Genomic DNA, 19,578 nt, shown 5'->3' on the forward strand with positions numbered 1-19,578 from the left:
GGGCAAGGGCGGGGCCGGAGGCCGAACCAGGGGCCGGGACCCGAGCCAGGGACCGCAACCGGGGGCCGGGCCGTGGCCGGGGGCCAGGGCCGGGGCCGGAGGCCGGGCCGTGACCAGGGCGGGGCCAGGGCCAGGGCCGGAGGCCGGGCCGTGACCAAGGGCCAGGGCCGGGGCCAGGGCCGGAGGCCGGGCCAGGGGCCGCCGCCCGGACCGGCCGTCGCGGCGGCGGCGCCGGTAAACCCGTTGCCCGGCCCGCCGCGCGCGGGGCACCCTCCGGGTATGCCCAAGCCGCACGGTTTTTCGTACGAACGCCACAGGGACGACTCCGTCGTCATCACCCATCGGGGCCGCGAGGCGGCCACGCTCCGCGGGAGCCGGGCCGAGAAGTTCCTCGCCGAAGTGGAGTCCGGGGATCCGCAGCTCGTGATGGCCCGCTGGACCGGCTCGTACAAGTTCGGCAACGAGCGCGTCGCCCGCAACCACCCCCGCAACCGGCGCTGAAATCCCGCGCCGGGTAAGGGAACGGCAAAGCCCCTCCGGTCGTTCTCCGGTCATGAACGCTATGACCCCTGGTTCGAACCTGCCGCTGAATGCCGTCCGTGTGACGGTGGACGTGGCCGCGCCGGTGCGCCTCGACGTGTCGGCCCTGCTCCTCGCGGCAGACGGCAAGGTGCGTTCCGACGCCGACTTCATCTTCTTCAACCAGCCCACCGGGCCCGGTGTCGTCTACCGCTCCGGCGGGGGTGCGGCGCCGGACTCGATCACCGTCGACACCGGCGCGCTGCCCCCGGGGATCGAGCGGATCGTGGTCACGGCCAGCCCCGATGCAGCCGGGCAGACCTTCCAGGGCATCGAGCCCACCGCCACCGTGCGCAATGCCGACGCCGGCTCGGTGATCGCCACCTTCACCCCGCCGCGGCTGGGCACGGAGACCGCGCTCGTCGTCGTCGAGGTCTACCAGCGCGGCGGCGTGTGGAAGGTCCGCGCGGTCGGCCAGGGGTACGCGAACGGCCTCGCCGGCATCGCCACGGACTTCGGGGTCACCGTGGAGGAGGAGCCGGCACCGGCCGCGGCGCCCGTCGCCCCGCCCGCGCCCCCGGCGCCGCCCGCCGCACCCCCTGCCCCGCCCGTCTCCTACCCGGCCTCCCCCTGGCTCGGCGGCGCCACGACGCCCGCTCCGGCCGCGCCCCCCGCACCGCCCGCCCCCGTGCCGGCCGCAGCTGCGGCCGGCACCGGGAAGATCAACCTGGACAAGGGCCGGGTCAGCCTCCAGAAGAACCAGACCGTCTCCCTGGTCAAGGGCGGCCGCCCGCTGCTCTCGCAGGTCAAGATGGGCCTCGGCTGGGAGCCCGCCTACGGCGGCCGGGCCATCGACCTCGACGCGTCCGTGATCGCCTACGGCCCGCAGCGCAACCACCTCGACCACTGCTGGTTCGGCAAGCTGTCCATCCTGGGCGGCGCCGTCAAGCACTCGGGGGACAACCTCACCGGCGAGGGCGCGGGCGACGACGAGGTGATCGTCGTGGACCTGGGCCGGCTGCCGGCGGACGCCACGGGCCTGGTCTTCACGGTGAACTCCTTCTCCGGTCAGAAGTTCACCGACGTCGCCAAGGCCTACTGCCGCCTGATCGACGGGACGACCGGGGAGGAGCTGGTGCGCTTCGACCTCACCGGCGCCGAGCCGCAGACCGGGGTCATGATGGCCAAGCTGATCAAGCAGTTCTCCGGCGAGTGGGAGATGACGGCCATGGGCCAGTTTGTGAAGTCGCGCACAGTGCGCGGCATGGTCAAGCCCGCCGCGGAAGCACTCTGAGCAGGTGGGCGGGCACATGGAGCCACCGAGGGGCATCGCGGGTGATGGATGCCACGCGTAATCCGTAGGTGGCTGTCAGTGCCCGCCCGTAGCCTTGAAGGCATGAAGCAGTCACTCACTCCCGCGGGGCCCGCCCGCCCGTCCGCCGCCGAGGCGAACGAGGCGATACGGCACCTTGTCGAGACCAGGGTGGACGGCGACTGGCCCTCGGAGGCGTACGAGTTCCTGCTCGCGGAGTGGGCCGAGGCCTCCCGCGCCGAACTCGCCGCCTCCCAGTAGCCGCCGGACCGGCCCGCGCCGGTCCGCCTCCCGCCGGACCGGCTTCGGCAGGCGTCAGCGCGTGCGCCGCCACGGCCCGGTGATGGCCAGCATGATGCCCGGGTCCTGGATGTTGGCGTACAGGGTGCGCCCGTCCGGGGAGAAGCAGACTCCGGTGAACTCGGAGTAATCCGGCGCCTCGGCCGTCCCCAGGTTCATCTCGTTGCGGGCGAGGGGGTAGGTGCGGCCCGACTCGGTCGCGCCGAACAGGTGCTGGAGCCCCGAGCCGTCCTCCGCGATGACGAGGCCGCCGTACGGGGACACGGTGATGTTGTCGGGGCCGTCGTAGCCGCCCTCCACCGACGGGTCCGCGTTCACCCCGAGCAGCACGGTCAGCCGGAAGGTGCGCCGCTTCGGGTCGTAGAACCACACCTGGCCGTCGTGGGCCGCGCCCGGGCTCTCCTCACGGGCGTACGAGGAGACGAAGTACGCGCCGCCGTCCGCCCACCACATGCCCTCCAGCTTGCGGGCGCGCGTCACCGTGCCGTCCGCGAACTGCTTGCGCACCGGCACGGTCCGCGCGTCGCGGTCCGGCACGTCCACCCAGTCGACCCCGTACACGGTGCCGATCTTCGTGGCGCGGGAGAGGTCGTCCACGAACAGGCCCGAGCTGTCGGTGCACTTGGGCGCCTGGAGCACCCCCGCGTCGGCGGCGAGCGTACGGAGCTTGCCGCGCCCGTGCCGGAAGCCGGCCGGCGGGGTCCAGCGGTAGAGCAGCCCGTTGGGGCCCGAGGCGTCCTCGGTCAGGTACGCGTGGCCTTGGCGCGGGTCGATGACGACGGCCTCGTGGGCGTACCGGCCGAAGGCCTTGATCGGCTGCGGGTCGCGGTTGGCGCGGCTGTCGTGCGGGTCGACCTCGAAGACGTAGCCGTGGTCCTTGGTCATGCCGTTCTTGCCGGCGAGGTCCTCGTTCTCCTCGCAGGTCAGCCAGGTGTCCCAGGGGGTGGCGCCGCCCGCGCAGTTGGTCGACGTGCCGGCGATGCCCACCCATTCGGCGACCTCGCCGCCGCGGCGGACCTCCACGACCGTGCAGCCGCCGGCCGCGGCCGGGTCGTAGACGAGGCCCTCGGTGAGCGGGACGGGGTGGGTCCACTTCGACCGGGGGCCCTTGAGCTCGTGGTTGTTGACGAGGAGGGTGACGCCCCGGTGGCCCGCGAAGGCGGCGGTGCCGTCGTGGTTGGACGGGGTGATCTCGCCGGACTCCAGCTTGGTGACCCCGCTGTGGGTGATCACGCGGTACGAGAATCCGGCCGGGAGGGCCAGGATGCCGGCCGGGTCGGGGACGAGGGGGCCGTAGCCGGGCTCGCAGGGCCGCCCGCGCTCGTCGCGCTGCTCCCCCTCCTCGGCCGCCAGCGCTCCGGGGGCGGTGGCGAGTGCGCCGACCGTCCCGGTGAGGGCGACTCCCGCACCGGCGATCACGGTGCGGGCGGTGAAGTCTCTGCGGCTGAGCGGCATCGGGTCTCCAGGGGTGGGGAGGTGGTGCGCCTGTCGTGCGGTCGTCGGCGCACACGCTCCCGCCCGCACGTGAACGGCGGCTGAACTACCCGCGAAGCGGAGCCGACCCCTTCCCCATGGACGGAATGGCCAACTCCGGACCAGGAACGTCCTGTTGTCGACACCCTGCCCGAACCCCCGCCCGCACCGTCGACGCCACGAGGCACCGAAACCGGCCGGTTCCCCGGCAACGGAGACGGCCGGCCCGGCGCCCTGGGGCGCCGAACCGGCCGGGAAGGGCCGATCCGGCCCCGGTCCGGGCTTCGGCCCGTGCTTCCGTCCGCGCTTCGGCCGGTGCTTCCGTCCGTGCTTCGGCCGGTGCTTCCGTCCGTGCTTCGGCCGGTGCGTCAGTCCGTGCCGAACTCCATCGCGGCGCGGTCCAGCATCTCCTCTTCGCCGGAGACCTCACCGCGGGAGGCGATGGCCTCGGCGCCACCCTCCGGCATGGTGCCGATCAGCCCGGTCGCGGCGGCCTGGGCGGCGCCGATGGCGGGGCTGCCGGCGCCGATCAGGCCGAGGCCGGCGTACTGCTCCAGCTTGGCCCGCGAGTCGGCGATGTCGAGGTTGCGCATGGTGAGCTGGCCGATCCGGTCCACCGGGCCGAACGCGGAGTCCTCGGTGCGCTCCATGGACAGCTTGTCCGGGTGGTAGCTGAACGCCGGGCCCTTGGTGTCGAGGATCGAGTAGTCCTCACCGCGCCGCAGCCGGAGGGTGACCTCGCCGGTGACGGCCGAGCCGACCCAGCGCTGGAGCGACTCGCGGACCATCAGCGCCTGCGGGTCGAGCCAGCGGCCCTCGTACATGAGGCGGCCGAGGCGCCGGCCCTCGTTGTGGTACTGCGCGAGGGTGTCCTCGTTGTGGATCGCGTTGACGAGACGCTCGTACGCGGCGTGCAGCAGGGCCATGCCCGGGGCCTCGTAGATGCCTCGGCTCTTGGCCTCGATGATCCTGTTCTCGATCTGGTCCGACATGCCCATGCCGTGCCGGCCGCCAATGGAGTTGGCCTCCATCACCAGGTCGACGGCGGAGGCGAACTTCTTGCCGTTGATCGTCACGGGGCGGCCCTGGTCGAAGCCGATCGTCACGTCCTCGGTGGCGATCTGGACCGAGGGGTCCCAGAACCGCACGCCCATGATCGGCTCGACGGTCTCGACACCCGTGTCGAGGTGCTCCAGGGTCTTGGCCTCGTGGGTGGCGCCCCAGATGTTGGCGTCGGTGGAGTACGCCTTCTCGGTGCTGTCCCGGTAGGGGAGGTCGTGGGCGAGCAGCCACTCCGACATCTCCTTGCGGCCGCCGAGCTCGGTGACGAAGTCCGCGTCGAGCCAGGGCTTGTAGATCCGCAGGTGCGGGTTGGCGAGCAGACCGTAGCGGTAGAACCGCTCGATGTCGTTGCCCTTGAAGGTCGAGCCGTCGCCCCAGATCTGCACGTCGTCCTCGAGCATCGCCCGGACGAGCAGGGTGCCGGTCACGGCGCGGCCCAGCGGCGTCGTGTTGAAGTAGGCGCGCCCGCCGGAGCGGATGTGGAACGCGCCGCAGGTGAGCGCGGCCAGGCCCTCCTCGACCAGCGACGCGCGGCAGTCGACGAGGCGCGCGATCTCGGCACCGTAGGTCTTGGCACGGCCGGGCACCGAGGCGATGTCGGGCTCGTCGTACTGGCCGATATCGGCGGTGTAGGTGCACGGGACTGCACCCTTGTCGCGCATCCAGGCGACTGCGACGGAGGTGTCGAGGCCGCCGGAGAAGGCGATGCCGACGCGTTCGCCGGCGGGCAGGGATGTGAGGACCTTGGACATGGAAAGAGTATGCACCAAAGCGCATATTCATGCAAAGGCGCGCGCACGGAGACCTCGGGGCCGCTCGGCACCCGGCCCCGGGTCGTCGGCGCCGCCCCCGGGGCGGCCGGGTCAGGACTGCCGGGAACGCGCCTTGAACGCCGCCTTGCGGGCCTCCTTCGCCGCCTTCCTGTCCGGGTGCAGCCGCCCCATCGCCTCCAGGACGTACGCCGTCGCCGGGTGGTCCACCCGCCACACCTGGTCGAAGAAGCCCGTGTGGTGTGCGGTGAGGGTCTCCATCAGGAGCGGCAGCTCCTCCGTCTCCCCGTCCGCGGCGAGCTGCGCCGCGATCGTGTCGACCGTCAGCCAGAACACCATCGCCCCGTCCGGCGCGGGCACGTCGGCCGCCCCGCGCTCGGCGAGCCAGACCCGTGCGAGACCGCCGAGCTCCGGGTCGTCGAGCACCGCACGGACCACGGGCTCCGCCTCCGGCCCGGCCGGCGCGAGGGCCTGCTGGCAGCGCAGCCGGCGCAGCGGGGCGCCCTCGTCGTCACCGCGTGCCGCGGCGAGCAGTTCGGCGACGGCGGCGCTCAGGTCACGGCCGGCCAGCCACTGTTCGATCTCTGCCTGGGCGGCACTCTCCGGGTAGCGGGCGACCCCGTCGAGCAGCGCGTCGGCGCCCTTGTCGGCGAGGTCCCCGACGGCGGGGGCCTCGACCCCGGCCTCCAGCATCCGTGCGCGGATGCCGTACCGGCCGAGCGGGGTCAGCCGGACCATCCCGTAGCGGGACACGTCCTCCTCGTCCGCGTCGCCGTCCGCGCCGTCCGCGCCGTCCGCCTCCGCCTCGTCGGTCTCCGCCATCAGCGCCTCGTCGACCGGCCGGTACTCCACCAGGCCGATCGGCTCCAGCTGCCGGAACTGGTCGTCGAGCCGCATCATCGCGTCCGAGACCTGCTCCAGCACGGCGTCGGTCGGGTCGCCCATGCCGTCGGGCACGACCATCGACGCGGCGAGAACGGGCAGCGGAACCGGCCCGTCGGCCGTTCCGCCCTCGGCGACGGTGAGCAGGTAGAGGTTGGCGAGGACCCCGTCGAGGAAGTCGGCCTCGCGGCCCGGGTTCCAGTCCAGCCGGTCGAAGTCGATCTCGCCCCCCGCGTCCAGCGCGTCGACGAGGTCGTCCAGGTCGGGCACGGCGGCGTCGGCGAGCACCGTGTCGAGGGCGGCCAGCCACAGGTCGAGCACGTCGGTGGGCGTGCCTCCCGTCACCAGCGCGAGGTCCTCGCCGGGCGCGGCGGTGCCGGGCTCCCCCTCCGCTTCCTCCGACGCGTCCTCCGGCTCGGTCACGTCGACCAGCCCGGTGTCGACGGCCACCCGCCAGGCCTGGCTCGCGTGCACGACGGAGTCCTCGTCGGAAGTGTCGAGTCCGAGCTCCTTTGCCGCCAGGGGCAGTTGGTCCGCGGCGAGTTCACCGCCGACCTCGATGCGGGTCTCCGGTCCGGCCCAACGGGCCAGCCGTACGGCCCTGGCGAACAACGGGGCGCCGAGGGCGTCGCGGGCCAGTTCCGCATCGGCGGGCAGCCGTACCGGCGGCAGCGTGGGGTGCGGCTCTGCGGACATGGGGCGGTTCTCCTCGCGAAACGAACGCTGTGGGTGGCCGGGAGGCCCGGCCGACGACCGGCCGGAGGCCTCAGCGTAGACGCATTTCGGGCGCGCCTGGCGCCCCATCACCTTTGGTTCATCCCACAGTCAACCGGCGTATTCCCTGGAGGGCTTGACAACTTTGCTGACCACACAGGAAATTGACGCGCGTAGACATGTCGGGATCCCGGGGGGCGACCTCTCACGGAGCCCCATGCCCACCCCCCTTCTGCGTTTTCCCTCATCCCACACCGGAGTTCCCGACCATGCGCTCCTCGCATCCCCGTTCCGCCGCCGTCGCGGCCCTCGTCGCCACCGCACTGGCCACCGGCCTGCTCGCGGGCTCCGCCGACGCGGCCGAAGGCGCCGTGTCCGCCGATCCGATACGCATCCACGACATTCAGGGCACCACCCGGATATCCCCGCTGGTCGGCAAGCAGGTCGCCGGCGTCGAAGGCATCGTGACGGGCGTCCGTACCTACGGTTCGCGCGGTTTCTGGATCCAGGACCCGAACGCCGACGACAACGACGCCACCAGCGAAGGCGTGTTCGTCTTCACCAGCTCCGTCCCCACCGTCGCCGTGGGCGACGCGGTCCAGGTCTCCGGCACGGTCGGGGAGTACGTCCCCGGCGGCCTGAACTCCGGCAACCAGTCGGTGACCCAGATCTCGAAGCCGACCGTCACCGTGGTCTCGTCGGGCAACGCCCTGCCCGAGGCCGTCCAGATCAACGAGTACTCGGTGCCCGCCGAATACGCCCCCGCGGGCGACCCGGCCGCCGCCGGCAGCATCAACGGCCTGACCCTGGAGCCCTCGCGCTACGCCCTGGACCACTACGAGTCCCTCGAGGGCATGAACGTCGCGATCGGCACCTCGCGCGTGGTCGGCGCCACCGACCCGCACGCGGAGCTGTGGGTCACGGTCAAGGGCTGGGAGAACCCCGCCAAGCGCGGTGGCACGGTCTACGGCTCGTACGAGTCCCAGAACACCGGCCGCCTCCAGATCCAGCAGCTCGCGCCGCTCGCGCAGCAGCCCTTCCCGGTGGCCAACGTCGGCGACCGGCTGACCGGCACCACCGAAGGCCCCCTGGACTTCAACCAGTTCGGCGGCTACACGCTGGTGGCCCGCACCCTCGGCACCGTCAAGGCCGGCACCCTCGCCCCCGAGAAGACCAAGGCGCAGAGCCCGGGCGAGCTCGCGGTGGCGACGTACAACGTCGAGAACCTCGACCCGACCGACCCGCAGGAGAAGTTCGACAACCTCGCCAAGGCGGTCGTCGAGAACCTCGCCTCCCCCGACATCCTCGCCCTGGAGGAGATCCAGGACGACAACGGCGCCAAGAACGACGGCACCGTCTCCGCGGAGCAGACGCTGGCCAAGTTCACCGCGGCGATCGCCGCGGCGGGCGGCCCGGCGTACCAGTGGCGCAGCATCAACCCGGAGGACAAGAAGGACGGCGGTGAGCCCGGCGGCAACATCCGCCAGGTGTTCCTCTTCAACCCCGCCCGCGTCTCCTTCACCGACCGTGCCGCGGGCGACGCGACGACCGCCAACGGCGTGGTGCGGGAGAACGGCCACGCGGCCCTCACCCACTCCCCCGGCCGGATCGACCCGGCGAACCCGGCGTGGGCCGACAGCCGCAAGCCGCTGGCCGGCGAGTTCGTCTTCCGCGGCCGGACCGTCTTCGTGATCGCCAACCACTTCGGCTCCAAGGGCGGCGACGAGGGCCTGACCTCGCACCACCAGCCGCCGGTGCGCTCGTCGGAGGCCAAGCGGCTGCTCCAGGCGCAGGCCGTGAACGGCTTCGTCAAGGAGCTCCTCGCGGCCGAGAACAACGCGAACGTCCTCGTCCTCGGTGACATCAACGACTTCGAGTTCTCGGCGACCACGCAGGCGCTCGCGGACGGCGGGGCGCTCTACCCGGCGATCAAGTCGCTGCCGAAGGCGGAGCGGTACTCCTACGTCTACCAGGGCAACGCGCAGGTGCTGGACCAGATCCTGACCAGCCCGTCGATCAAGAACTTCACCTACGACAGCGTGCACATCAACGCGGAGTTCTCGGTCCAGAACAGCGACCACGACCCGCAGGTGCTGCGCTTCCGCCCGTAGCCGCAGGCCGCAGGGGGTCCGGCCGCCGTCCCGGCCGGACCCCCTGCCACAATCGGCGGCATGGACTTCCGTGAGGCCACCCGTCAGGACCTGCCCGCCGTACTCGCCCTGCTCGCCGACGAGGACGGGGTCGTGGACCCCGCCACGGTCGTGGTCGACGGGGCGAGCGAGCGGGCCTTCGCGTCCATCGCGGCGGACGCCCGCAACGAGATCCTGGTCCTGACGGACGGGCGGGACGGCCTGGACGGGGTCGTCCTCGGCTGCCTCCAACTGACGTACATACCGGGCCTGGGCCGGAACGGGCGGGAGCGGGCGCTGGTGGAGGCCGTACGGGTCCGCGCGGACCGCCGCGGCGAGGGGCTCGGCGCGGAGCTGATGCGGCTGGCCGTGGCGCGGGCCCGCGGGCGCGGCTGCGGGCTGGTCCAGCTGACCAGCAACAAGCGGCGCACGGCCGCCCACCGCTTCTACGAGCGGCTCGGCTTCGCGCGCAGCCACGAGGGCTTCAAGCTGTCCCTGACGGACTGACGCGGACGGACTCGGCCGAGGCGGCCGGCGCGGCCCGAAGAGGCCCGGCGCGGCCCGAAGCAGGGCCTTTCGGCCCTGGCGTGACGCTCACCACATCCCTGCCGAATCGACCGGTTGGTGGTGTTGAGTATCTCCACGCATCTCCACGGACCCCCACGCCCGATCTTGCATCCTCGTCTGGAGGACCGCGTGTTCCCCTCCATCTCCCTCGCCCAGGAAATCGGCCTCGCCGTCCTGCTGGTCGCGGCCATCGTCTGGCTCGTCGGCCTCGGCCACATGCTGTGGGACAGCCGCTTCCACCACCCCGAGCCGGGCGCCTTCGACGGCCTGGCGGTGATCCCGGCCCAGCGCGGCGCCGCCGCGCACCCGATGGAGGCGGTGGAGCTGACGGAGGCGGAGAAGGAGGCCTTCGCCGGCCTGGTCCGCCGGATCCCGCTGAGCTGACGCCCGCGCGCACACCGGCAGCGCCCTCCCACCCGCTCGGGGTGGGAGGGCGCTGCCGCTACGATCCGTCCATGACCACACACTGGGCGGATGCCCCGTAGATCCCGGCGCGGCCCGCGGGCCGCAGCGCCCGGGGCGCAGCGCAGCACGCAGAGCACGCTCCTCATCAGCGCGTGCCCCGGGCCCCCGGTGTGCACCGCCGTGCACACCTGCCTCTTCGTCGACGGCCTCGACCTGGTCGCGCGCAGCGACAGCAGGATGGCGGGCATCGACCCGGTCCTGCTGCTGCGGCCCGGCGGACCGCTCTACCCGGCGGACGCGCCGCGCACGGTGGACGTGGCCGCCCGGCGGCAGCCCGAGCAGGGGCCGGAGAGGCTGTCGCTCCGGGTCCGGCTGCGGGGCGGGACGGTCGTCTGGTCCGACCTCATGTACCCGGGCCCCGGCGGAGGGCCGGTCGAGGAGGTCCGCTTCCGCTTGGAGCAGTACCTGGGCGAGATCGAGCGGGCGTACGCGGCGGCAGCCCGCCGGACGCGCAGGCGCCCCCCGGCCGCGGTGCGGCCGGAGGGCGCCCGGTGACGGCCCGTGGGCGTCAGTTGTGGCTGTGCAGGACCTCGTTCAGGCCGCCCCAGTTCGCCTTGTACGGGCGGGCCTCGACGGCACCGGTGACCGAGTTGCGGCGGAAGAGGATGTTGTCGGCGCCGGAGAGCTCCAGGGCCTTGACGACCTGGCCGTCCGGCAGGGTGACCCGGGTGCCCGCGGTGACGTACAGGCCGGCCTCGACCACGCACTCGCTGCCGAGCGCGATGCCGATGCCCGCCTCGGCGCCGATCAGGGTGCGCTCGCCGATCGAGATGATCTGCTTGCCGCCGCCCGAGAGGGTGCCCATGGTGGAGGCGCCGCCGCCGATGTCGGAGCCGTCGCCGACCACGACGCCCGCGGAGATGCGGCCCTCGACCATGGAGGTGCCGAGGGTGCCCGCGTTGAAGTTGACGAAGCCCTCGTGCATGACGGTGGTGCCCTCGGCGAGGTGCGCGCCCAGGCGGACCCGGTCGGCGTCGGCGATGCGCACGCCCTTGGGGGCGACGTAGTCCGTCATCCGCGGGAACTTGTCGATCGAGGTGACCTGGAGGTGCAGGCCCTCGGCGCGGGCGTTGAGGCGGACGGTCTCGACCTGGTCGACGGCGACCGGGCCCAGCGAGGTCCAGGCGACGTTGGTCAGCAGGCCGAACACGCCGTCCAGGTTCTGGCCGTGCGGCTTGACCAGGCGGTGGCTGAGGAGGTGCAGGCGCAGGTACGCGTCGTGCGCGTCCAGCGGCTTGTCCTCCAGGGAGGCGATGACGGTGCGGACGGCTACGACCTCGACGCCGCGGACCGCGTCGTTGCGGATCGCCTTGGCCGCGGCGGCGCCGAGGAGCTCCACGGCCTGCTCGGCGGTGAGGCGCTCGGTGCCGGCCGGGCCGGGCTCGGCGACCAGCTCGGGGGCGGGGAACCAGGTGTCGAGGACGGTGCCGTCGGCGGTGATGGTGGCAAGTCCGGCGGCGACGGCGCCGGTGGTACGCGTAGCAGTCATGCCCGAAACCTAACCGGCGACGGCCGCCCTGGGCGAACCGGTCTCATGTGCCGGTCGTGCGCGTCGCCGCGCCTCCCGCACGCCCATGGCCAGCACGGTTGCCCCGGCGGCAACGCCGAGGGTCGCGCACAGGGGCCACAGCAGGCCGGGCGCCCGGGAGTACAGGGCGCCGCCGAGGGGCGCCGCGAGGACGACACCGCTGATGGACACGCCCGCGTAGAGGCTCTGGAACCGGCCGATGGCGTGCTCGGGCGACTCGTCGGCGACGTACGCGGTGGCGGTGGTCTTGTAGAGGATCTCGCCGAGGGTGAGCAGCACCATCATCGCGGCGGCGGTCGCGAGGCCCACCCCGAGCAGCAGCATCGCGTAGCCGCCGCCGACCAGGACCAGACCGCATCCGACGACGTGCAGGGGCGGGCGTCGACGCAGCGCGAGGGCGGCGGGGATCTCCAGGAGCATGATGACGCCGCCGTTGATCGCGATGAGCATCCCGTACGCACGCGTGTCCATGCCGTGGTCGGCCAGGTACACCGGGAACGTCGTGAGGTGCTGGCGGTAGACGAGGTCGATGACGGCGATCGCGCCGAGCAGCACGAGGACGGCCGGCCTCGCGCGCAGCTCCCGCAGGAGCCCTCCGCGGCCCAGACCCCCGTCCGGGGCCGCGGAGGGGCTCCTGGGAGCCCGGGCTGGGACGACCCGGGCGGTCCAGAGGGCGAAGAGGAGGGTGCCGAGGCCGTCCGCGACGAAGAGCCAGTCGTACGAGAGCCCGGTCGCGATCAGCGCCCCGAGCGGCCCGCCCGCCGCGAAGCCGGCGTTGGACAGGGAGCGGGTGACGGCGAAGGCCTGGCGCCGGGAGCCCTCCGGCACGGTCACGGCGACCAGTGCGGAGTTGGCGGCGCGGATCACGCCGGAGGCGTACTGGGCTAGCGGCAGGACCAGCGCCAGCAGCGCGGTGGGAACCGCCGGCAGGACGACGAGGGCGGTGCCGCCGAGCGCGGAGGCGCTGAGCAGCACGCGGCGGTGGCCGAACCGGTCGCCGTACCAGCCGCCGGTGAAGTTCCCGGCGACCAGGCCGACGCCGCCGACGCCGACCAGCAGGCCCGCCTGGGCGGTGCCGAGGCCGCGCGGGCCGGTCAGGTAGAGGAAGACGAAGACGAACGTGAAGCTTGCGACGGCATTGACGAAGATCCCCGCAGCCAGCAGCCACACGACCTTCGGTACGTCCTTGAACCCCTGCAGCACACCCGTTCCCCCGCGTTCCGTAGTTAGTTCCTTTTGGGAACGGACTATGGCAGCATGACAGCCTCGGGTCAACGGAAAAAGGAGTCCCATGGCCCAGCGCACGCACCTCGGCGACGCCGACTGCTCCATCGCCCAGGCCCTCGAAGTCGTGGGCGACTGGTGGACGCTGCTGATCGTGCGCGACACCGCGCGCGGCCTGCACCGCTTCGACGAACTCCAGCGCGAGCTGGGGATGTCACGCAAGGTCCTCGCCGAGCGGCTGAAGCTGCTCGTGGAGGCAGGGGTGCTGACGCGCGAGCCGTACCAGGAACGTCCGGTGCGGCACGAATACCGGCTGACCCCGCGCGGGCGGGGACTGCTCCCGGTCCTGGTCGCGCTCCAGGACTGGGGGGACGCCTGGATCCTGGGAGAGGGAGAGATGACGGCGACGACGGAGGAGGCCTCGAAGGAGGCGGCCCGGGTGCACGCGCTGCGCGGCACGCGGGTGCCGGAGCTGCTGCTGCCGGACCGTTTCGGCGAGCTGCGCGACCCGGTGGCGGAGACGCCGTTCACGGTCCTCTACTGCTTCCCGGGCGCCTACGCCCGGGCCGACTCCTACCCGCCCGGCTGGGGCGGGATCCCGGGCGCGAGGGGCTGCACGTTCGAGTCGTGCACGTACCGCGACCAGCTCGCGGAGTTCACGGCGGCCGGCGCGACCGTGCACGGGGTCTCCACCCAGCGGCCGGACGAACAGCGCGAGTTCGCGGAGCAGGAGCGGCTGCGGTTCCCGCTGCTGTCGGACGCGGAGCTCGGCCTGACGGCGGCGCTGCGGTTGCCGACGTTCCGGGCGGCGGGGGTGAGCCGGCTGAAGCGGTTGACGCTGGTGCTGGATCGGGAGCGGGTGGTGCGGGAGGTCATGTACCCGGTCCAGGACATCGAGGCCTCGGTGGCCACCGCCCTGGCCACGGTCCGCGCCCTGCCCTGAACCCCGGCGGGCCGCCGCCTGGCCCGGGGGCCCCTCCGGCCGTGAGGCCACCGGGGGCCGGGGCCAGTGGCCGGAGGCCGGGGCCGCTGGCCGGGGGCCGGGGCCCCTGGCCGGGAGCCGGGGCCCCTGGCCGGGAGCCGGGGCCAGTGGCCGGGAGCCGGGGCCGCTGCGCGGAGCGTGGCCCCCACCCGCCCTCCACCGTTCCCGGGCTCCGCCCGGACCCGTCCTGGGGCTCCGCCCCAGACCCCGCGCCTCAAACGCCGGCGAGGCTGGATTCTCGCTCCCGCCGGAGGCAACTCCAGCCCCGCCGGCGTTTGAGGCGCCGCCGGAGGCGAGATCAGCCCGTCCGGCGTTTGAGGACCGGGGGCCCGGGGGCGGAGTCCCCGGCAGCGGCGCCGCGCCGACGAATCCAGCCTCAGGCGGGCCGCAGGACCCGGGCCAGGATGTCCCGCGCGTAGCGCTCGTCGTACTCCGCGTCCGTCAGCAGGACCTGCAGGCTGATGCCGTCCATCACGGCAACCAGCGCGCGTGCCGTCACCGGATCGGTCCGCGGGGTCAGCTCCGCCACGACCGACGCGCACCACTCCGCCGCCACCGGCCGCAGCGCCGGCCTCCGCAGGGCCGCCAGGTACAGCTCGTACTCCAGCTCGGCGCGGCCCCGGTCCGCCGCCAGGAACTCCCCCAGCAGACGCGCCAGCGCACCCGCGAGGTCCTCGCCCGGCCCCACCGCCATGGCCGGGGCCATGCCCTCGTTCGCCTGGCGCAGCGCCGCGACCAGCAGGTCGTCCAGCGTCTTGAAGTGGTACGTCGTCGACCCGAGCGGTACGTCCGCCTCCGCGGCCACGGTGCGGTGGCTCAGCCCCGCGATGCCCTTGGCGCCCACCACCCGGATCGCCGCGTCGATGATCCGCCGGCGCCGGTCGGGGTCGTACCGCCGTACGCCCGGCGGCATCAGTGCGCCCCGCCGAGGTTCAGCAGGACCACCCCGGCGATCACCAGCACCAGGCCGGCGATCTTGGCCGCGGTGGCCGCCTCTCCCATGAAGACCATGCCTATCGCGGCGATGGCGGCCGTGCCGACGCCCGCCCAGATCGCGTACGCCGTGCCCACCGACATCGACTTCAGCGTCTGCGAGAGCAGGGTGAAGGCGATCACGTACCCGAGCAGCGTGCCCAGCGAGGGCCACAGCCTCGTGAAGCCCTCGCTGTACTTCATCGCGGTGGTCCCGGCCACCTCGGCGGCTATGGCGGCGGCAAGCAGTACGTAGGGCATGCGTGCGAGTGTACGGCCGTACGCATCGTTGCGTACACCCGTACACATCGCGGGTTCAGTCCAGCGTGAACCAGGCCGCCCGGGACTTCTTGAACTCGGGGTGCGTCAGGTCCTTGGCCGCGGTGCCGTCCCCGTACAGGTCGGCCGAGCCGCTGTCGGTGATCAGCTGCACCCGCGCCCCCGGCACCGACAGGTCCGGGACCTCCACGACGGCCTCCCAGCCGCCCGGGTCGGTGGTCGGCAGGTCGGCCCGCTTGACGGGGGCGTGGCCCGCGACGCCGTCCCACTGGTAGAGGGCGTAGGGGTCGGAGTTGTCGTCCGCGGCCCAGGAGCCCGCCAGGATCAGGTACTGGTTCTGCGCGTTCTTGCGGATGTCGCGCACGGACAGCCCGCCGAGGTCCAGTTCGATCGGCGATCCGACGGCCGCCCTGGCCCCGGTCGCCAGGACCTGGTCGAAGTTGGTGACCGGCACGATCAGGGCCTTGCCACCGAGGACGGCCGGGGCCAGCGGGGCACGGAAGCCCACGTAGGCCGTGGTGGCCGAGCCGGGGGCGAACTCCAGCCCCTCCACGTTGAACCCGTCGATCTGCTTCGGCACCTGGCCGGCCGCCGTGCCGGCGGCGAACCCGTACCGGTTCCCGTTCGCCACGTCCCAGGCCACCAGGTCGTCGCGGAGCTTCTTGTACGAGCGCCCGTACGCGAGCTGCGTGCCCGGACCCGAGCCGTTCACCGTCGTGGTGAAGACGGTGTTGCGGGGAGCCTTGTACTCGCCGTCCTTGTTGTTGCCGAGCGAACCCGTCCAGTAGATGGTGTCGCCGATCCGGGTGGCGCCCTCGATGTCCACCTCCTTGGTGACGCCGAGCTGGGAGCTGAAGTCCCAGGTCCGCACGGGGGCGGCGGAGGCGGCACGGTCGTACAGGCGCAGCACGTTCGACTCGTCGTCCGCGACGACCGTGTAACCGCCGCCGACGTCCACTGCGGCCGAGGAGTCCGAGGCGCCGCTGAAGTAGCGGGCGTCGGCCGGGTTCTGGACGGCGGCGGAGGCGGCGTAGGAGAGGGTCTTGGTGGCGGTCTTGCCGCCGAGCCCGGTGACCTTGATCGTCAGGGTGGTGTAGCCGCGGCTGTGCGCGGTGACGGCCAGCCGGCGCACGGCCCCGGTGCCGGTGACCGTGACGTCACCGGTGCCGGCGACGGAGGCCTTGCTGGAGGCGGACGCGCTGACGGCCAGGGCGGAGACGTCGGCGCCGCTCTGACCGACGGTGACGTCGACGGTCTGGTCGCCCACCCCGTCGACCGAGCCCGACAGGTAGCCGGCGGACAGCGAGATGACCGGGGTCCCGTAGGTGACCGCGTGCGCGGGCATGACGGTGGCGGCGACGACCAGCGCGGCGATTCCCGCCGTACTCGCGATACCGAGCTGCTTCTTCAAGGTGGCGTCCTCTCCCTCACGGCGTCACTCCGTGACGCCGTCGAGAAGGCTCGGCCACCGTGGCCAACGCCCGGTGCACGTCACTTGTCGGCCCGGAGAACAGCCAGGGCCCCCGGCACGACCGTGCCGGGGGCCCTCGGAGCAGGCGCTGGATCAGACGTTGAAGCCGAGCGCGCGGAGCTGCTCACGACCGTCGTCCGTGATCTTGTCCGGGCCCCACGGCGGCATCCAGACCCAGTTGATCCGGAGTTCGCTGACGATGCCGTCCGTCGCCGACTTCGCCTGGTCCTCGATGACGTCCGTCAGCGGGCAGGCCGCCGAGGTCAGGGTCATGTCGAGGGTGGCGATGTTCGCGTCGTCGATGTGGATGCCGTAGATCAGGCCCAGGTTGACGACGTCGATGCCCAGCTCGGGGTCGACCACGTCGTAGAGGGCCTCGCGGACCTCTTCCTCGGTGGCCGGCTTGATCGACGCCTCGGGCGTCGCGTTCTCGGTCATGCCGTCTTCCTCTCCGCGTCGCCCAGCGCCTGGGCCGTCGCGTCCTTCCACGCCATCCAACTCAGCAGAGCACACTTCACGCGAGCCGGGTACTTGGAGACGCCGACGAACGCGACCGCGTCCTCCAGCACCTCCTCCATGGCCTCGTCGGGCTCGACCTTGCCCTTGGACTGCATCATCTCCAGGAACACGGCCTGGATCTTCTGCGCCTCGGCCAGGTCCTTGCCGACCAGCAGCTCGTTGAGCACGGACGCGCTGGCCTGGCTGATGGAGCAGCCCTGGCCCTCGTACGAGACGTCCGTCAGCGTCTCGCCGTCGTACTTCACGCGGAGCGTGATCTCGTCGCCGCACGTCGGGTTGACGTGGTGCACCTCGGCGTCGCCGTCGCGCAGGCCACGCCCGTGCGGGTGCTTGTAGTGGTCCAGGATCAGTTCCTGGTACATCGAATCCAGCTTCACAGCGTCCTCGTCCTGTCAGCCGAAGAAGTTCCGTACGTGCTCCAGCCCGTCGATCAGCGCGTCGACATCGGCGGGAGAGGAGTACAGGTAGAAAGACGCTCGCGTGGTCGCCGGAATTCCGTACCGCAGGCAGACCGGGCGGGCGCAGTGGTGTCCCACGCGGACCGCGATGCCCTGCTCGTCCAGCACCTGGCCGACGTCGTGCGGGTGGATGTCGCCCAGTACGAAGGAGATCGCGGCGCCGCGGTCCTCGGCCGTGGTGGGGCCGATGATCCGCAGGTCGGGCACCTCGGCGAGCCGCTTGATCGCGTACTCGGTGATCGCGTGCTCGTGAGCGGCGATCTTGTCCATGCCGATCGCGGTCAGGTAGTCCACGGCCGCACCGAGGCCGACGGCCTGGGCGATCGGGGGCGTACCCGCCTCGAACTTGTGCGGGGCCGGCGCGTACGTCGAGGCGTGCATCGACACGGTCTCGATCATCTCGCCGCCGCCGAGGAACGGAGGCAGGTCCTCCAGGAGCTCCTGGCGGCCCCACAGGACGCCGATGCCGGTCGGGCCGCACATCTTGTGGCCGGTGAAGGCCACGAAGTCGGCGCCGAGCGCCTGCACGTCCAGCGGCATGTGCGGAGCGGCCTGCGAGGCGTCGATCAGCACCAGCGCGCCGACGTCCTGCGCGCGCCGGACGATCGCCTCGACCGGGTTGACCGTGCCCATGATGTTGGAGACCAGCGTGAAGGAGACGATCTTCGTCTTCTCCGTGATGACCTCTTCGATGTTGGACAGGTCGAGCCGGCCGTCGTCCGTGAGGCCGAACCACTTCAGCTTCGCGCCGGTGCGCTGGGCGAGCAGCTGCCACGGGACGATGTTGGAGTGGTGCTCCATCTCGGTGATGGCGATCTCGGTCTCGCGGTCGACCCGGTAGGGCTCGTCGGCCCAGCCGAGCATGTTCGCGACCAGGTTGAGCGACTCCGAGGCGTTCTTCGTGAAGATCACCTCGTCGCGGCTCGGCGCGTTGATGAAGGCGGCGATCTTGTCGCGGGCGCCCTCGTACAGTGCCGTGGCCTCCTCGGCGAGCACGTGCACGCCGCGGTGGACGTTGGCGTTGTGCCGTTCGTAGTAGGCGTTCAGCGCGTCGAGTACCTGGCGCGGCTTCTGCGAGGTCGCAGCGTTGTCCAGGTAAACGATCTTCTTCCCGTCGTGGACCACACGATCCAGCAGGGGGAAGTCCTTGCGGATCGCCTCGATGTCGAGGAGGCCGGGCAGCTGTGTCACGCGGTCGCGCCACCCTTCACGTACTTGTCGTAGCCCTCGTTCTCCAGCTGGTCGGCGAGCTCGGCGCCACCGGACTCGGCGATGCGGCCGTTCGCGAAGACGTGCACGAAGTCGGGCTTGATGTAGCGCAGGATGCGCGTGTAGTGGGTGATCAGCAGGGTGCCGACCTCACCGCTCTCGCGGACGCGGTTGACGCCCTCGGAGACGATGCGCAGGGCGTCGACGTCGAGACCGGAGTCGGTCTCGTCGAGGATCGCGATCTTCGGCTTGAGGAGCTCGAGCTGGAGGATCTCGTGGCGCTTCTTCTCACCGCCGGAGAAGCCCTCGTTGACGTTGCGCTCGGCGAAGGCCGGGTCCATCTGGAGCTGCTCCATGGCGGACTTGACCTCCTTCACCCAGGTGCGCAGCTTGGGGGCCTCGCCGCGGATGGCGGTGGCGGAGGTCCGCAGGAAGTTGGAGACCGAGACGCCGGGGACCTCGACCGGGTACTGCATGGCGAGGAAGACGCCGGCGCGGGCGCGCTCGTCGACGGACATCTCCAGGACGTCTTCGCCGTCGAGGGTCACGGTGCCACCGGTGATGGTGTACTTCGGGTGACCGGCGAGCGAGTACGCGAGGGTGGACTTGCCGGAGCCGTTCGGACCCATGATGGCGTGCGTCTCACCCTGCTTGACGGTGAGGTCGACGCCCTTGAGGATCTCGCGGGCGCCGTTCTCGGCCTCGACGGAGACGTGCAGGTCGTGGATTTCAAGCGTTGCCAT

20 protein-coding genes are annotated in these 19,578 nt (G+C 72.2%); 8 read left to right on the forward strand and 12 right to left on the reverse strand.

Going from position 1 to position 19,578, the window contains the following annotated elements:
* Positions 1-279: 279 nt before the first annotated feature.
* The 3 genes from ACZ6Y1_RS32595 (at position 280) to ACZ6Y1_RS32605 (ending at position 2,092) form a co-directional block, all read left to right on the forward strand.
* A complete protein-coding gene (locus ACZ6Y1_RS32595; RefSeq protein WP_469638371.1) occupies positions 280-501 on the forward strand; it encodes a hypothetical protein in 222 nt (73 codons plus the stop codon).
* A 61-nt stretch (positions 502-562) separates the two neighbouring features.
* Positions 563-1,813, forward strand: a complete 1,251-nt coding sequence (locus ACZ6Y1_RS32600; protein ID WP_469638374.1) for a TerD family protein — start codon at positions 563-565, stop codon at positions 1,811-1,813.
* Positions 1,814-1,915: 102 nt separating this feature from the next.
* Positions 1,916-2,092 (forward strand): hypothetical protein, encoded by a 177-nt coding sequence (locus tag ACZ6Y1_RS32605; RefSeq protein WP_376660006.1) that lies wholly within the window; start codon positions 1,916-1,918, stop codon positions 2,090-2,092.
* A 54-nt stretch (positions 2,093-2,146) separates the two neighbouring features.
* On the opposite strand, the gene ACZ6Y1_RS32610 is transcribed toward ACZ6Y1_RS32605, so the two are convergent.
* From ACZ6Y1_RS32610 to ACZ6Y1_RS32620, 3 genes are all read right to left on the reverse strand, one after another.
* Positions 2,147-3,586, reverse strand: coding sequence for an alkaline phosphatase PhoX (locus ACZ6Y1_RS32610; protein WP_469638378.1), 1,440 nt, complete (start codon positions 3,584-3,586; stop codon positions 2,147-2,149).
* 386 nt (positions 3,587-3,972) lie between these two features.
* Complete coding sequence (gene argG / locus ACZ6Y1_RS32615; protein ID WP_469638382.1) at positions 3,973-5,418, reverse strand: argininosuccinate synthase; 1,446 nt, start codon at positions 5,416-5,418, stop codon at positions 3,973-3,975.
* 111 nt (positions 5,419-5,529) lie between these two features.
* Positions 5,530-7,014, reverse strand: a complete 1,485-nt coding sequence (locus ACZ6Y1_RS32620) for a hypothetical protein (RefSeq protein WP_469638385.1) — start codon at positions 7,012-7,014, stop codon at positions 5,530-5,532.
* Positions 7,015-7,301: 287 nt separating this feature from the next.
* On the opposite strand from ACZ6Y1_RS32620, the gene ACZ6Y1_RS32625 reads away from it, so the two are divergent.
* The 4 genes from ACZ6Y1_RS32625 to ACZ6Y1_RS32640 all read left to right on the forward strand — a co-directional run bounded on the left by ACZ6Y1_RS32625 (position 7,302) and on the right by ACZ6Y1_RS32640 (position 10,688).
* Positions 7,302-9,143: an endonuclease/exonuclease/phosphatase family protein gene (locus ACZ6Y1_RS32625; protein WP_469638388.1), complete on the forward strand. Its 1,842-nt coding sequence runs from the start codon at positions 7,302-7,304 to the stop codon at positions 9,141-9,143.
* A gap of 60 nt (positions 9,144-9,203) precedes the next feature.
* The gene (locus tag ACZ6Y1_RS32630; RefSeq protein WP_469638391.1) at positions 9,204-9,668 is read left to right on the forward strand and encodes a GNAT family N-acetyltransferase; all 465 of its coding nucleotides are present in this window, start codon (positions 9,204-9,206) and stop codon (positions 9,666-9,668) included.
* A 189-nt stretch (positions 9,669-9,857) separates the two neighbouring features.
* Positions 9,858-10,112 carry a hypothetical protein gene (locus ACZ6Y1_RS32635; RefSeq protein WP_469638394.1) on the forward strand — a complete coding sequence of 85 codons (255 nt, stop codon included), beginning with the start codon at positions 9,858-9,860 and terminating at the stop codon, positions 10,110-10,112.
* Positions 10,113-10,202: 90 nt separating this feature from the next.
* Positions 10,203-10,688 (forward strand): hypothetical protein, encoded by a 486-nt coding sequence (locus ACZ6Y1_RS32640; protein ID WP_469638397.1) that lies wholly within the window; start codon positions 10,203-10,205, stop codon positions 10,686-10,688.
* Positions 10,689-10,701: 13 nt separating this feature from the next.
* Here ACZ6Y1_RS32640 and dapD read toward each other — a convergent pair whose 3' ends face one another.
* Both dapD and ACZ6Y1_RS32650 read right to left on the reverse strand, forming a co-directional pair.
* Positions 10,702-11,682, reverse strand: a complete 981-nt coding sequence (dapD, locus tag ACZ6Y1_RS32645; protein WP_469638401.1) for a 2,3,4,5-tetrahydropyridine-2,6-dicarboxylate N-succinyltransferase — start codon at positions 11,680-11,682, stop codon at positions 10,702-10,704.
* 9 nt (positions 11,683-11,691) lie between these two features.
* Positions 11,692-13,014: an MFS transporter gene (locus ACZ6Y1_RS32650; protein ID WP_469638404.1), complete on the reverse strand. Its 1,323-nt coding sequence runs from the start codon at positions 13,012-13,014 to the stop codon at positions 11,692-11,694.
* On the opposite strand from ACZ6Y1_RS32650, the gene ACZ6Y1_RS32655 reads away from it, so the two are divergent.
* Entirely contained in the window at positions 13,013-13,888 is an 876-nt protein-coding gene (locus ACZ6Y1_RS32655; protein ID WP_469638407.1) for a winged helix-turn-helix transcriptional regulator, read from the forward strand. The genes ACZ6Y1_RS32650 and ACZ6Y1_RS32655 overlap by 2 nt on opposite strands.
* A gap of 415 nt (positions 13,889-14,303) precedes the next feature.
* On the opposite strand, the gene ACZ6Y1_RS32660 is transcribed toward ACZ6Y1_RS32655, so the two are convergent.
* The 7 genes from ACZ6Y1_RS32660 to sufC form a co-directional block, all read right to left on the reverse strand.
* Positions 14,304-14,840 carry a TetR/AcrR family transcriptional regulator gene (locus tag ACZ6Y1_RS32660; RefSeq protein ID WP_469638410.1) on the reverse strand — a complete coding sequence of 179 codons (537 nt, stop codon included), beginning with the start codon at positions 14,838-14,840 and terminating at the stop codon, positions 14,304-14,306.
* Complete coding sequence (locus tag ACZ6Y1_RS32665) at positions 14,840-15,160, reverse strand: DMT family transporter (protein WP_469638413.1); 321 nt, start codon at positions 15,158-15,160, stop codon at positions 14,840-14,842. The genes ACZ6Y1_RS32660 and ACZ6Y1_RS32665 overlap by 1 nt, the downstream gene beginning before the upstream one ends.
* Before the next feature lie 55 nt (positions 15,161-15,215).
* The gene (locus ACZ6Y1_RS32670) at positions 15,216-16,523 is read right to left on the reverse strand and encodes a DUF3616 domain-containing protein (protein WP_469638494.1); all 1,308 of its coding nucleotides are present in this window, start codon (positions 16,521-16,523) and stop codon (positions 15,216-15,218) included.
* A 219-nt stretch (positions 16,524-16,742) separates the two neighbouring features.
* On the reverse strand, positions 16,743-17,087 hold the full coding sequence (locus tag ACZ6Y1_RS32675; RefSeq protein WP_030009139.1) for a metal-sulfur cluster assembly factor: 345 nt from the start codon (positions 17,085-17,087) through the stop codon (positions 16,743-16,745).
* Entirely contained in the window at positions 17,084-17,545 is a 462-nt protein-coding gene (gene sufU, locus ACZ6Y1_RS32680) for a Fe-S cluster assembly sulfur transfer protein SufU (protein ID WP_362853738.1), read from the reverse strand. The genes ACZ6Y1_RS32675 and sufU overlap by 4 nt, the downstream gene beginning before the upstream one ends.
* A 15-nt stretch (positions 17,546-17,560) precedes the next feature.
* Positions 17,561-18,817 carry a cysteine desulfurase gene (locus ACZ6Y1_RS32685; RefSeq protein ID WP_469638417.1) on the reverse strand — a complete coding sequence of 419 codons (1,257 nt, stop codon included), beginning with the start codon at positions 18,815-18,817 and terminating at the stop codon, positions 17,561-17,563.
* Positions 18,814-19,578, reverse strand: a complete 765-nt coding sequence (sufC, locus tag ACZ6Y1_RS32690; RefSeq protein ID WP_030027085.1) for a Fe-S cluster assembly ATPase SufC — start codon at positions 19,576-19,578, stop codon at positions 18,814-18,816. Before sufC ends, ACZ6Y1_RS32685 begins: the two co-directional genes overlap by 4 nt.

The sequence above is a fragment of the Streptomyces sp. NPDC053432 genome (assembly GCF_055585365.1).